Source organism: Streptomyces sp. NPDC043878 (assembly GCF_056435735.1).
In genome coordinates this window covers 288914-302077 of sequence record NZ_JBWKDW010000005.1, presented here as the reverse complement: position 1 = coordinate 302077, position 13164 = coordinate 288914, and the positions used below count along the sequence as shown (strand labels likewise).

Sequence of the window (13164 nt, the reverse complement as noted above, 5' to 3'; positions counted from 1 at the left end):
GGGGGTTGGGGTGGGGGAGAACCGGTCCTCTCCTTCCCCGACCAAACCCAAAAAAAAAAAACCCCCCCCAAGGGGGTGGCCCCCACCCCCCCCCCCCACCCCCCCTCCCCCCCCCCCCCCCCCCCCCCCCCCCCCCCACCCCCCTCCCCCCCCCCCCCCCCCCCCCCCCCCCCCCCGGGGGGCGGTCAGCCGAAGAAGACGCCGACCTCGTCGTACAGTTCCGGGTTCACCGTCTTCAGTTCGGCCGTCGCCTCCGCGATGGGCACGCGGACGATGTCCGTGCCGCGCAGGGCGACCATCTTGCCGAAGTCGCCGTCGCGGACCGCGTCGATGGCGTGCAGGCCGAAGCGGGTGGCGAGCCAGCGGTCGAACGCGCTGGGGGTACCGCCGCGCTGGACGTGACCGAGGACGGTCGTACGGGCCTCCTTGCCGGTGCGCCGCTCGATCTCCTTCGCCAGCCACTCGCCCACCCCGGACAGCCGTACGTGTCCGAAGGAGTCCAGTGACTGGTCCTTGAGCACCAGATCGCCGTCCGTGGGCATGGCGCCCTCCGCGACGACGACGATCGGCGCGTACGACGCCCTGAAGCGCGAGGTCACCCAGTCGCACACCTTCTGCATGTCGAAGCGCTGCTCGGGGATGAGGATGACGTTCGCGCCGCCGGCCAGGCCCGAGTGGAGGGCGATCCAGCCCGTGTGACGGCCCATCACCTCGCAGACCAGGACCCGCATGTGGGACTCGGCGGTGGTGTGCAGGCGGTCGATCGCCTCGGTGGCGATGTTGACGGCGGTGTCGAAGCCGAAGGTGTAGTCGGTGCCGGACAGGTCGTTGTCGATGGTCTTCGGGACGCCGACGCACGGCACGTCGTACTCGTCGGTCAGGCGGGTGGCGACACCCAGGGTGTCCTCGCCGCCGATCGCGATGAGCGCGTCGACCTCCAGCTTGGAGAGGTTGTCCTTGATCCGGCGGATGCCGTTCTCGTGCTTGAGCGGGTTCGTGCGTGAGGAGCCGATGATGGTGCCGCCGCGCGGCAGGATGCCGCGCACCGCCGGGATGTCGAGGCGGACGGTGTCCGCCTCGAGCGGACCGCGCCAGCCGTCCCGGAAACCGACGAAGTCGTAGCCGTACTCCTGCACGCCCTTGCGGACGACGGCCCGGATGACGGCGTTGAGCCCGGGGCAGTCGCCGCCTCCGGTCAGTACTCCTACCCGCATGAAAATGTCCCTTCGCTGCGGTTGCCTGGTAGGAGTCACGCTAGTAGTGATCCAGGTCACACAGGGATGGGCGGGACCGCGTAATTACGGTGAACCGCCGGACAGCCGCCGGCTACGCGTCGTCGAGTCCCCGCTCGATGGCGTACCGGACGAGCTCCACGCGGTTGTGCAGCTGCAGCTTGCCGAGGGTGTTCTGCACGTGGTTCTGGACCGTGCGATGGGAGATGACCAGGCGTTCCGCGATCTGCTTGTAGCTCAGACCCTTCGCGACCAGCCGCAGCACCTCCGTCTCCCGGTCGGTCAGCCGCGGCGCCCCCGGCAGGTCGGTGTCCGGCGCGGGCGCGGGCTCGGAGGCGAGCCGGCGGTACTCGCCGAGCACCAGTCCGGCGAGTCCCGGGGTGAAGACGGGGTCCCCCACGGCCGTCCGGCGCACCGCGTCGACCAGTTCCTCCGTCGAGGCCGACTTCAGCAGGTAGCCGGTGGCGCCCGACTTGACCGCCTCCAGGACGTCCGCGTGCTCGCCGCTCGCCGACAGCACCAGGACGCGCAGCGCCGGGTTGGCGCCGACGAGTTCCCTGCAGACCTGGACGCCGGGCTTGGCGGGCAGGTTGAGGTCGAGCACGAGGACGTCGGGCGCGGCTGCCCGGGCGCGGCGCACGGCCTGATCGCCGTCGCCCGCGGTGGCGACCACCTGGAACCCGGACGCGGCCAGGTCGCGCGCGACGGCGTCCCGCCACATCGGGTGGTCGTCGACCACCATCACCCTGATGGGGGCCTGTCCGCTCCCGGTGTCCGTCATCGCTGCTCCGCCTTCCCCCGTGACACCTCGGTGTCCTTCGGTACCGTCAGTTCGACCTCCGTGCCCTGCCCCGGCACCGAGATCAGCTCGGCGCTGCCGCCGAGGTCACGCAGCCGGCCCCGGATCGACAGGGCCACTCCGAGCCGTCCCTCGCCCTCGGCCTGCGCCAGCCGCCCCTCCGGGATGCCGGGGCCGTCGTCGCGTACGGTCACGACGACCGAGTCCGGCTCGTCCTCGACCAGGATCCACGCGCGCGCCTGCTCCCCCGCGTGCGCGCGGACGTTGTCCAGTGCGGCCCCGACCGCCGCCGCCAGCTCCCTCGCGGCGGCCGGCGGCAGCGGCACGGGAGCGCCGGGCTCGGCGAGGCTGACCCGGGCGGCGGCGAACGGGGCGAGCAGCAGGCGCAGGTCGAGCGGCCCGTCGTCGTCGGCCTCCTCCACGGTCCGTACGACCGCTCCCAGGGCCGGGTCCCGCGACACCCGGGACAGGGGGAGCAGCCCGCCGGAGACCAGGGTGCGCAGGGCGACCTCCTGCTCCCCGGCCATCCGGCCCAGCTCCGCCGCCTCACCGCCGAGGACGGCACCGCGCCGCTGCACCATGGCCAGCACCTGGAGGACGCCGTCGTGGATGTCGCGGGCCAGCCGCTCCCGCTCGCGGGTGGCGGCCTCGATCTCCAGGGCGCGGGCGAGGGTGCGCTCGGAGGCGCGGGCCACCTCGACGACGTACCCGATGGCGATGGCGGCGACCCAGACCAGGACCACGTTGTGGACGGTGTCGCGCGTGGGGGCGCCCCGCTCGATCAGGTTGGCGAGGGCGACGGCCGTGGAGGCGAAGGCCGCCCAGCGCCAGCCGCCCTTGACCGCGAAGGCCAGCACCGAGCCGGCCGTCCATATCGACGGCAGGGTGGGCCCGCCGCCCACGATCCGCTCGTGCGTGTCGGCGAGGGGCGTGAGCAGGATGCCGGTGAGGGCGATGGCCAGGTCGGCGGCCAGGAACGGCTTCGTGCAGTGCGCCTCGCCCGCCACCCTGGGGAGGGTGGCCAGGGTCCAGACGAACAGGACGCAGTAGTACGCGACGGCGATCCAGGGGCGGGTGAACGTGTCGTAGGCGGTGGCGAACAGGCCCACCGCGTACAGCATCGTGAGTACCCGGTACCCGCCGAGCGCACGCCACATCGGCTGCTCCACCGACATCCGCACGACTCGCTCGCGCTCGGTCAACTCCCCCACCCCCGGCCCCGGCCCACGGACACGCCTAGGACGCGCCGTCCGTCTCCGTCTGTCCCCGTCGTGCCTCGTCCCGCGACGCGGGGTCGTGCGGCGGCGCGTCCTGCTGTGCCTGTGATGCGTCCTGCTGTGCCTGTGCGTCCGCCGCCCGCGCCTGCGCGTCCGCCCGCGCCTGCGCGTCCTTCTGTGCCTGCGCGAGGGCGGCCTTCGCCGCCTTCTCCGCTTCCTTCTCGGCCTTCGCCGCGTCCGCGATCCGCCGCTTGGCGGCGGTCGCGTAGATGTCGACGTACTCCTGGCCGGAGAGCTTCATGATTTCGTACATGACCTCGTCGGTCACCGCCCGGAGCACGAAACGGTCGTGTTCCATGCCCTGGTAGCGGCTGAAGTCCAATGGCCTGCCGATGCGGATGCCCGGCCGCATCAGCTTCGGCATGACCTTCCCCGGCGGCTGGATCTTCTCCGTGTCGATCATGGCGACCGGGATGACGGGCGCGCCGCTGGCGAGCGCCACGCGTGCGAGGCCGCCCGGCTTGCCGCGGTAGAGCCGTCCGTCGGGCGAGCGCGTGCCCTCCGGATAGATCCCGAACAGCTCACCGCGCTCCAGCACGTCCATGCCGCTTCTGATCGCCGCCTCGCCCGCGCCGCGCGCTCCGGAGCGGTCCACCGGGAGCTGGCCCACGCCCTTGAAGAAGGCGGCCGTCAGCCGGCCCTTCACTCCGGGCGTCGTGAAGTACTCGGCCTTCGCGATGAACGTGACCTTGCGGTCGAGGACCGCGGGCAGGAAGAACGAGTCGGAGAAGGAGAGGTGGTTGCTCGCCAGGATCGCGGGGCCCTCGGCGGGTACGTTCTCCAGGCCCTCCACCCACGGCCTGAAGGCGAGCTTCAGCGGCCCTCCGATGGATACCTTCATCGCGCCGTACAACAACCGAATGCCTCCTGTGTCTGTCGGTGAGACCTTAACCCGGCGCACTGTCGAAGAACCCGACGACCCTGGTCGGTGTCAGTGCGGTCGCGTACCGTGAACCTCACCTGGACTTGTTCACGCCCCTTGACGGACAGGAGACCCGAAGGTGCCGGTCCTCTCCGGAGCCGAGCCGTTCCGCCACGAGGGCGGGGCCGCAGGCGTCCTCCTCTGTCACGGTTTCACCGGTTCCCCCCAGTCCCTGCGCCCCTGGGCGCGGCACCTCGCCGCCCGCGGCCTGACCGTCTCGCTCCCCCTGCTCCCCGGGCACGGCACCCGGTGGCAGGACATGCAGCTCACCGGCTGGCAGGACTGGTACGCGGAGGTGGACCGCGAGCTGCGCGCCCTCGGCGAGCGCTGCGAGAAGGTGTTCGTGGCCGGCCTGTCGATGGGTGCCGCGCTCGCGCTGCGCCTCGCCGCCCGGCACGGCTCCGCCGTCGCCGGGGTCGTCGCCGTCAACCCCGCCCACCAGGTGCACGGCCTCGCCGCGCACGCCCTGCCGGTGGTCCGCCACCTCGTGCCCTCGACCAAGGGCATCGCGAGCGACATCGCGAAGGAGGGCGCCGCCGAGCTGGGGTACGACCGGGTGCCGCTGCACGCGGCGTACTCGCTGCGCGCGTTCCTGCAGCTGCTCGACGGCGAGTTGCCGCGGGTCACCCAGCCGCTGCTGCTGCTGCGCAGCCCGCAGGACCACGTGGTGCCGCCGTCCGACTCGGCCCGGATCCTCGGCCGGGTCTCCTCGACGGACGTGACGGAGATCCTGCTGGAACAGAGCTACCACGTCGCGACGTTGGACCATGACGCGGACCGGATCTTCGAGGAGAGCTTCGCGTTCATCGACCGGCTCGCACCCGGTGCCGGCAAGGAGGCGTCCGGCGCGGGTCAGGTACACAGGCAGGAAGGGACGGCCGCAGGTGGCTGAGAGCGACTCCGACCGCGAGGACCGCGAGCCGGACGAGAAGGGCGTCCCCTTCGACGAGGCGGCCGCCTGGGCGGCGATCGTGGAGGGCTACGGCGACGAGCCGCCGGACCCGCCGGGCGTCAAGCCCTTCAAGCCCTTCAAGCCGGTCGAGGACCTGGCGCTGCCCGAACCGGAGACCGACGACGAGAAGCCGCGGAAGGAGAGGCCCGCGGGTCCGCTCGGCAGTTCCGTCTCCTTCGCGCCCGGCGTCGGCCCGCGCGACCACGGCCTGCCCGAACCGGCGGCGGAGAGCACCGGGGATCCGGACGACGGGGACGACGACGAGGGGCACTTCGTGCCGCCGGAGCCGCCACCGCTGCCTGACGCGGACCCGACGGCGAAGTTCGCCTGGCTGGGGGTGCTCGGCGGGCCGGTCCTGCTGCTCGTCGCGGTCCTGCTCGGCTGGGAGATGACCTGGTGGCTGACCACGGTCGGCATCGGCGGCTTCCTGGGCGGCTTCGCCACGCTGGTCGTCCGGATGAAGCCCGACGACGAGGACGACGACCCCGGCCGGGGCGCGGTGGTCTAGTGCCGTGGCAGGCAACGTTTGCCCGTGAAGGAACGGCGTCCGGTGCGTGCTCTGGGGGTCCCCCCGGCCGGAGGCTGGGGAGTGCCGGCCGGAGGCCCTCGTACTGGACGTACTCGGGTCTTCGGCTGGTGCGGGAGTGGGGGCACCTCCCACGCCCTTACGGCAGTGGGGGAGCGTGCCGGGCGTCGCGACGGGGCGAACGTCGCCTGTCGCGGCACTAGGACGGTCCGGCGACGGACGGGTCGTCCAGCCGCACGGACGGGGCGTCCCGCGACCGGCGGGTCCCTGCCGCCGGGCACACGCGGCGGTCCCTGCCGCCGCGCACGCGCGGCGCCTACGGGACCGGAACTCTGAGGGCGGCCAGGACCGGCAGGTGGTCGGTGGCCGCCCTCAGGTCGTGCTCCGTCACGCCGGGATGTCCCAGCGGTACCCCGCAGCCGAGCACCTCGACGCCCTTCGTGGCGAAGATCGCGTCGATGCGCCGGTGCGGCTCGTCCCGCGCCCAGGTGTGTTCGCCGCCCCGGGGAGCGACCGCCCAGCAGTCCTGGAGGCTGTCCGCGAGGCTCCGGAACGTCGGACCCTCGGGGCGTTCGTTGAGGTCGCCGCCCGCGACCGCGTGCCGTACGCCCATCCCGGCCAGCCGGTCGAGGAGCATGGCGCCCTGCTCGCGGCGCTCGTCCTGCTGCAGGCTGAGGTGGCAGCTGAGCACACCGAGCCGGACACCGCCGAAGCGTACGACCGCGGTCGCGAAGCCCCGCCGGTGCAGGCCCGGGGTGAGCGGCAGCAGCACGTCCTCGGTGCGCTCGACGGTCGCCCGCAGGGAGCACAGCAGCGCGGGACCGGCGGCCGTACCGCCCCCGGAGAGGATCACCTGCCCGGAGGCCGCCGCGAGCCGGGCCAGTTTCTTGCGCCAGCGGAAGAAGAGCGGGGCCTCCTGGACGAGGACCAGGTCGGGGGCGCAGGCGGTGATCACCCGGGCGAGGGCGTCGGTGTCGTCGCGCATCGAGCGGATGTTGTAGCTGAGGACCCGGATGACGGCCGAACCGTCGGGTTCGGTGCGGGAGTTGGGAAGCTGCATGCTGGTCGCCATGGCGATCAACATACGACGATGCCCGCCGTCCCGGGGCGGGGCTCGACGGGCACGGTCGTACGGCGATGCGCTACATGACGGGGTCGGGCTCCCGGGCCAGGTCCGCCGCGCCGACCAGGCCGGCCTTGTTGCCGAGCTGCGCGGCGATCACGTCGGCGACCGGGCGCCAGTTCCCGCCGACCAGCCAGCGCTTGTAGGACTTGCGGATCGGGTCGAGGACCAGCTCGCCCTCGTCGGAGAGGCCGCCGCCGACGATGAAGGCGGAGGGGTCGAAGAGCGACGCCAGGTCGGCCAGGCCGGCACCGGCCCAGCGCGCCAGCTCCCGGTAGGAGTCGACGGCGACCGGGTCGCCCTGGCGGGCGGCCATGGAGATGTGCTTGCCCTCGATGCCGTCGGGGTGGCCGTCGCCCAGCGAGAGCAGGATCTCGGCGTTCTCGGGGGTGGCGTTGGCGCGCTGCTTGGCGTACCTGACCAGGGCGCGCCCGGAGGCGTACTGCTCCCAGCAGCCCTGCGAGCCGCAGCCGCACAGCAGGCCGTCCGGCACCATGCGGATGTGGCCGAACTCGGCGGCCACCCCGAAGTGCCCGCGGCGCAGCTTGTTGCCGATGATGATGCCGCCGCCGAGGCCGGTACCGAGGGTGATGCAGATGACGTTGCGGTGCCCCTTGCCCGCACCGAACCTGTACTCGCCCCAGGCGGCCGCGTTGGCGTCGTTCTCCACGACGACCGGCAGGCCCACCCGGGCCTCGACCTTCTCCTTCAGCGGCTCCTGGCGCCAGTCGATGTTCGGCGCGAAGTAGACCGTGGACCGCTGACGGTTGACGTAGCCGGCGGCACCGATGCCCACGCCGACGATCGCGTGCCCCACACGTGCGCCCTCGACGGCGGCGGCGATGGCGTCCACGATGCCCTCGGGCGTACCCGGGGTGGGCACCTGGTGGGTCGAGAGGATGTTGCCTTCCTCGTCGACCACGCCGGCCGCGATCTTCGTGCCGCCGATGTCGACGCCGATGGTGAGTCCCATGAATCCCTCAGTTTCGGTCGAGCCCCGCTACGGCCAACCGTACCCGAGGCCCTGCCGTCGGATTCCCGTCGTCCGCACGGCGGACACGCCGGGCCCACCTGCCCCGCTTCGCCGGGCAGGGGAGTCAGGGCCCTCCATGTCTCAGTCGAGGTCGATGCGCTCGCCGGGGCCGGTGCCCTCGTCCCGGTCGCCGCGGCCGCCGGGGTGCTTCGGGTCGTCGGTGCGCGCGGTCCAGCGCCGCTCCTGGGCCTGCACGGCGGAGCGGTAGGCGGCGAGCAGTTCGCCGCCGGCCGCGGCGAGGTGGTCGAAGACGTCCGGGTTGCGTTCGATGACGGGTTCGACGGCGTTCTTGGCCTGCTGGACGACCTGGCGCACCACCTGCTGGGCCGCGGGCCCGGCGACCGCCCCCAGCAGAGGGGACTGCGCGCCGGACAGCTTGTCGGCGACCGTCTCGACGAGCTTGCGCAGCTCCTCGGCGGCCGAGACCCGGGGCGGGCCGTACTCCGCGCGGCGGCGGGCCTTCTCCGCCGCGAGGTCCTCGGCGCACGCCGTCGCCCAGGCGTCGTCGTCGCCCGCCCGCGGCTCGTCGGCGGCCTCCGGCTCGGGGGCGTCGGGCGTGGGGCGCTCTTCGCTCATGACGGACTCCTGACTACGGTTCGTCCCTACGACGTTACCCGAACGGCCGCACCCGGTTCATCGTGTACGCGGCCACAGGCCGGGATCCGGGGCGAACCGGACGCGCAGTTCGCCCTCCCGCAGCGCGGCCCCGGCGACGGTGCAGCGGCGCAGGGCGGACGGCAGGGGCACGATCCGGCGGAACCGGCCCGCCGTGACGACGAGTTCGTCACCGCGGCGCACGAGGTCCAGCTCGTCCCGTATCGCACCGGGCAGGGGCAGGTGCCAGACCAGCACACCGTCCTCGGCGAGCCGGTCGGCGACCGTCCACTCCACGGTGGAGGTCGTGCCGTTGACGCCCGGCACGTCGAGCGCGGCGAGGTCGGCGGCGCCGCGCGGGTCGTGGCCGAGGTGGGCGACCTGCCGTACGTCGTAGGACTCCCGCCACTCCTCCAGGACCTTGCGCTGCTGGGCGACGGGCCCGGCCAGCCAGCCCTCGGCGGCGGCCTCCGGCAGGACGCGGCCGGCGACCAGGACGTCGGGGCGCAGCCCGCGCAGGGCCAGGGCGAGGGCGGCGGCGCGCACGGAGTCGGCACCGGCCGGGCCGGGTTCGGCGACCAGCCGTACGACGGTGTCGCGGTCGGCGACGACGGCCTCGACCGCGGCGAGCTCCAGGTCCCAGCGCGCGGCGGTCTCGTACAGCCACTCGGCGGGCATGGGGACGCCGGCGAGCCTGCCGAGCACCGGGCGCAGGGCGCGGGCCGCCTGGCGCTCGGCCGGCAGCAGGCGGCGCAGGTAGCGGCGGAGTTCCTCGGGCAGGGCGAGCAGGGCCAGGGCCTGCGGGGTGGGCGGGAGGTCGACGACCAGCAGGTCGTGGCTCTCGCCGAGGGCCGCGTCGCGCAGGGCGCGCAGCAGGGCGAGTTCCTCGGCGCCGGGCAGGGGGGTGAGTTCCTCCGGGTCCAGGCGGGAGGCGCCGAGGAGGTCGAAGGCGGAGGACGCGCGGGCCTGGAAGGCGGTGAGGTCCTCGCGGAACCGCTCGGCCGCGTCGGGGCGCCAGGCGGTGAGGTGGGGCGCGACCTCCCGGGGGACCGGTCCCGTCACCGTGTCCAGGGCCGCGCCGAGGGTGTCCGCGCGGTCGGCGCTCAGCACGAGGGTGCGGGTGCCGTCCCGGGCGGCGGCGAGCGCGGTGGCGGCCGCGACGGTGGTACGGCCACCGCCGCCGGGGCCCGTGATCAGGATGGTGCGCATGATGGTGAACGGTACCCGCGTGCGCCGGTCCTGACCGTCGGGGCTACTTCCCGCCCGACTCCACGCGCTTCTTCAGTCCCGCGAGGGCCCGGTCGATGATGACCTTCTCGGCCTTGCGCTTGATCATGCCGAGCATGGGGATCTTGACGTCCACGGTGAGCAGGTACGTCACCTCGGTCGCCCCGGCGCCGGCCGGCTTGAGGAGGTACGAGCCGTCCAGGGAGCGGAGCATCTGGGACTTGACCAGGGTCCAGGAGACCGCGTTCTCGCCGGTCCAGGTGTAGCCCAGGGTCTGGTCGTCCTTGATCGCGCCGGCGTCCATGACGAGCCGGACCTGCTCGGCGCGGCCCTGTGCGTCGGTCTTGAGGACCTCCGCCTCCTTCACCTCTCCGGTCCAGTCGGGATAGCGGGCGAAGTCCGCGATCACCGCCATGACGTCGGCCGGTGCCGCCTCGATCGTGATGCTCGAGCTGGTGTGTTCCGCCATCGCCGTGGCTCCTCCGGATGCGGGCCGGTGTGCAGGTCGTCGTGCGCACGTGTGTGCAGCGTGAAGGCTACCGCGCAGTGGACGGCCGGAGTTCACCCCCACCAGGGGACTCTCACCATTCCAGCGCCCACGGCTTGCCCGATCCGGCGAAGTGGCCGACGTTGACGCACTCGGTCGCCCCGATCCGCATCCGCCGGACCAGTGGCTGGTGGACGTGGCCGAACAGCGCGTACCGGGGCCTGGTGCGGCGGATCGCGGCGAGCAGGGCGCGGCTGCCCCGCTCGAAACGGCGCGCGACGGTGTCGTAGACCAGTTCGGGCACCTCCGGCGGGATGTGGGTGCACAGCACGTCCACCTCCCCCACCGCCTCGATCTTCGCGGCGTACTCCTCGTCGCCGATCTCGTACGGGGTGCGCATGGGGGTGCGCAGACCACCGCCGACGAAGCCGAAGACCCGGCCGCCGATCTCCACCCGCTCCCCGTCCAGCACGGTGACGCCGGGCCGGACGTACTCGTTCCACAGGGTCGGCATGTCGACATTGCCGTAGGTGGCGTACGTCGGTGTCGGGAAGGCGGCGAACAGCTCGGTGTACTGCCGGCGTACCGCCTGCTCGATCGCGGCGGCCCGGTCGGTGCCGATGCCCGCCCACAGCCGGGCCCCGAACTCCCGCGCCTCCTCGAAACGGCGGGCCGTGCGCAGCTCGACGATCCGGTGGGCGTTCTCGGCGCCGAACAGGTCGGGGAAGATCCCGCGCGAGTGGTCGGCGTAGTCCAGGAAGAGGACGAGGTCGCCCAGACAGATCAGGGCGTCGGCGCCCTCACCGGCTCTGGCCAGGTCACGGGCGTTGCCGTGGACGTCGCTGACCACGTGGACGCGTGTCCCGCGGCTGCCCGGTGGTGTGGATGCCATGTCGATCAAGAGTAGGCGTGTGTGGCATACGTGAACAGTGGCGACGGAGCTCGCGGTTACTGGCCGGTCAATTAGGGGGTGGACTACTGTGCGTCAAGGAACAGCAATCCGTGTGACGCAGCGAACATCTCGTCGGGACCCCCTGTCGAAGAAGCCATACCGGCGGGTAACGTCCGGGCAGTCCAGTCGTGCTCAGGTTTTCAACCAGTGACTTCCTGAGTACTGCCCGAGCCTTGGACCGCACCGTCGCATCGCACAACGTCGTGGCGCCGGCGCCCTATGAGGAGCAGCAGTCTTGCGCGAGTTCAGCCTTCCGGCTTTGTACGAGGTCCCCTCGGACGGCAATCTCACCGACATCGTCCGCAGAAACGCCGCGCAGCATCCCGATGTCGCCGTCATCGCCCGCAAGGTCGGCGGTGTCTGGCAGGACGTGAGTGCCACGGCGTTCCTGGCCGAGGTGCACGCCGCCGCCAAGGGGCTCATCGCCTCGGGCGTCCAGCCGGGCGACCGGGTCGGACTCATGTCCCGCACCCGCTACGAGTGGACGCTGCTCGACTTCGCCATCTGGTGCGCGGGCGCGATCACCGTGCCGGTGTACGAGACGAGCTCGCCCGAGCAGGTCCAGTGGATCCTCTCCGACTCCGGCGCCACCGCCTGCGTCGTCGAGCTGGACGGGCACGCGGCCGCCGTCGAGTCGGTGCGCGACCGGCTGCCCGCCCTCAAGCACGTCTGGCAGATCGAGGCCGGTGCCGTCGAGGAGCTGGGCCGCGCCGGCCAGGACATCGGCGACGCCGTGGTCGAGGAGCGCAGCTCCGTCGCCAAGGCCGACGACCCGGCGACGATCGTCTACACCTCCGGCACCACCGGCCGGCCCAAGGGCTGCGTGCTCACCCACCGCAGCTTCTTCGCCGAGTGCGGCAACATCGTGGAGCGCCTGCGGCCGCTGTTCCGCACCGGCGAGTGTTCGGTCCTGCTCTTCCTGCCGCTGGCGCACGTCTTCGGCCGGCTGGTGCAGATCGCGCCCATGATGGCGCCGATCAAGCTGGGCAACGTCCCGGACATCAAGAACCTCACCGACGAACTGGCCGCGTACCGGCCGACGCTGATCCTGGGCGTGCCGCGCGTCTTCGAGAAGGTCTACAACTCGGCGCGGGCCAAGGCGCAGGCCGACGGCAAGGGCAAGATCTTCGACAAGGCGGCCGACACCGCGATCGCGTACAGCAAGGCGCTGGACACCCCGTCGGGCCCGTCCCTCGGCCTGAAGATCAAGCACCGGACGTTCGACAAGCTCGTCTACAGCAAGCTGCGCGCGGTCCTCGGCGGCAGGGGCGAGTACGCCATCTCCGGCGGCGCCCCGCTCGGCGAGCGCCTCGGCCACTTCTTCCGCGGCATCGGCTTCACGGTCCTGGAGGGCTACGGCCTGACCGAGTCCTGTGCCGCCACCGCCTTCAACCCGTGGGACCGCCAGAAGATCGGCACGGTCGGCCAGCCGCTGCCCGGCTCGGTGGTGCGGATCGCGGACGACGGCGAGGTGCTGCTGCACGGCGAGCACCTCTTCCAGGGCTACTGGAACAACGAGGCGGCCACCGCGGAGGCGCTGGCCGACGGCTGGTTCCACACCGGTGACATCGGCACCCTCGACGAGGACGGCTACCTCAGGATCACCGGCCGCAAGAAGGAGATCATCGTCACCGCGGGCGGCAAGAACGTCGCCCCGGCCGTGATCGAGGACCGTATCCGGGCGCACGCGCTGGTCGCGGAGTGCATGGTGGTCGGTGACGGGCGGCCGTTCGTCGGCGCGCTGATCACCGTCGACGAGGAGTTCCTGGGCCGCTGGGCCGCCGAGCACGGCAAGCCGGCGGGTTCCACCGCGGCGTCGCTGCACGCCGACGCGGACCTGCTGGCCGCGATCCAGTCGGCGGTCGACGACGGCAACGCCGCGGTGTCGAAGGCGGAATCGGTGCGGAAGTTCCGCATTCTGTCCTCCCAGTTCACGGAGGAGTCGGGCCACCTGACGCCGTCCCTGAAGCTCAAGCGCAACGTGGTGGCCAAGGACTACTCGGACGAGATCGAGGCGATCTACCAGAAGTAGGAAGCAGG

General features: G+C 72.5%; 13 protein-coding genes. 3 read left to right on the top strand and 10 right to left on the bottom strand.

The genetic code is table 11. From position 1 onward, the window contains the following. Positions 1-185 precede the first annotated feature (185 nt). The 4 genes from AC07AZ_RS10325 to AC07AZ_RS10310 form a co-directional block, all read right to left on the bottom strand. Complete coding sequence (locus AC07AZ_RS10325; protein ID WP_478845833.1) at positions 186-1214, bottom strand: 6-phosphofructokinase; 1029 nt, start codon at positions 1212-1214, stop codon at positions 186-188. Positions 1215-1326: 112 nt separating this feature from the next. Further along, positions 1327-2013: a response regulator gene (locus AC07AZ_RS10320; protein ID WP_478845831.1), complete on the bottom strand. Its 687-nt coding sequence runs from the start codon at positions 2011-2013 to the stop codon at positions 1327-1329. Beyond that, positions 2010-3233, bottom strand: a complete 1224-nt coding sequence (macS, locus tag AC07AZ_RS10315; RefSeq protein ID WP_478845829.1) for a MacS family sensor histidine kinase — start codon at positions 3231-3233, stop codon at positions 2010-2012. The genes AC07AZ_RS10320 and macS overlap by 4 nt, the downstream gene beginning before the upstream one ends. A 34-nt stretch (positions 3234-3267) precedes the next feature. After that, positions 3268-4149, bottom strand: coding sequence for a lysophospholipid acyltransferase family protein (locus tag AC07AZ_RS10310; protein WP_478845827.1), 882 nt, complete (start codon positions 4147-4149; stop codon positions 3268-3270). A gap of 160 nt (positions 4150-4309) precedes the next feature. On the opposite strand from AC07AZ_RS10310, the gene AC07AZ_RS10305 reads away from it, so the two are divergent. Both AC07AZ_RS10305 and AC07AZ_RS10300 read left to right on the top strand, forming a co-directional pair. Then, positions 4310-5122: an alpha/beta hydrolase gene (locus AC07AZ_RS10305; RefSeq protein WP_478845825.1), complete on the top strand. Its 813-nt coding sequence runs from the start codon at positions 4310-4312 to the stop codon at positions 5120-5122. Then, positions 5115-5690 carry a hypothetical protein gene (locus AC07AZ_RS10300; protein WP_478845823.1) on the top strand — a complete coding sequence of 192 codons (576 nt, stop codon included), beginning with the start codon at positions 5115-5117 and terminating at the stop codon, positions 5688-5690. Before AC07AZ_RS10305 ends, AC07AZ_RS10300 begins: the two co-directional genes overlap by 8 nt. A 334-nt stretch (positions 5691-6024) precedes the next feature. On the opposite strand, the gene AC07AZ_RS10295 is transcribed toward AC07AZ_RS10300, so the two are convergent. The 6 genes from AC07AZ_RS10295 to AC07AZ_RS10270 all read right to left on the bottom strand — a co-directional run bounded on the left by AC07AZ_RS10295 (position 6025) and on the right by AC07AZ_RS10270 (position 11064). Then, positions 6025-6780, bottom strand: a complete 756-nt coding sequence (locus tag AC07AZ_RS10295; protein ID WP_478845821.1) for an endonuclease/exonuclease/phosphatase family protein — start codon at positions 6778-6780, stop codon at positions 6025-6027. A gap of 70 nt (positions 6781-6850) precedes the next feature. Next, entirely contained in the window at positions 6851-7804 is a 954-nt protein-coding gene (locus AC07AZ_RS10290) for an ROK family glucokinase (RefSeq protein WP_478845819.1), read from the bottom strand. A gap of 141 nt (positions 7805-7945) precedes the next feature. Continuing rightward, positions 7946-8440 carry a DUF5304 domain-containing protein gene (locus tag AC07AZ_RS10285; RefSeq protein WP_478845817.1) on the bottom strand — a complete coding sequence of 165 codons (495 nt, stop codon included), beginning with the start codon at positions 8438-8440 and terminating at the stop codon, positions 7946-7948. Positions 8441-8497: 57 nt separating this feature from the next. After that, positions 8498-9667: an ArsA family ATPase gene (locus AC07AZ_RS10280; RefSeq protein WP_478845815.1), complete on the bottom strand. Its 1170-nt coding sequence runs from the start codon at positions 9665-9667 to the stop codon at positions 8498-8500. A gap of 43 nt (positions 9668-9710) precedes the next feature. Beyond that, the gene (locus tag AC07AZ_RS10275) at positions 9711-10154 is read right to left on the bottom strand and encodes an SRPBCC family protein (RefSeq protein WP_478845813.1); all 444 of its coding nucleotides are present in this window, start codon (positions 10152-10154) and stop codon (positions 9711-9713) included. Between the two features lie 112 nt (positions 10155-10266). Then, complete coding sequence (locus AC07AZ_RS10270; protein ID WP_478845811.1) at positions 10267-11064, bottom strand: metallophosphoesterase family protein; 798 nt, start codon at positions 11062-11064, stop codon at positions 10267-10269. A gap of 295 nt (positions 11065-11359) precedes the next feature. Between AC07AZ_RS10270 and AC07AZ_RS10265 the strand changes: the two genes are divergently transcribed. After that, positions 11360-13156 (top strand): AMP-dependent synthetase/ligase, encoded by a 1797-nt coding sequence (locus tag AC07AZ_RS10265; RefSeq protein WP_478845809.1) that lies wholly within the window; start codon positions 11360-11362, stop codon positions 13154-13156. The last annotated feature ends 8 nt before the right edge of the window (positions 13157-13164 follow it).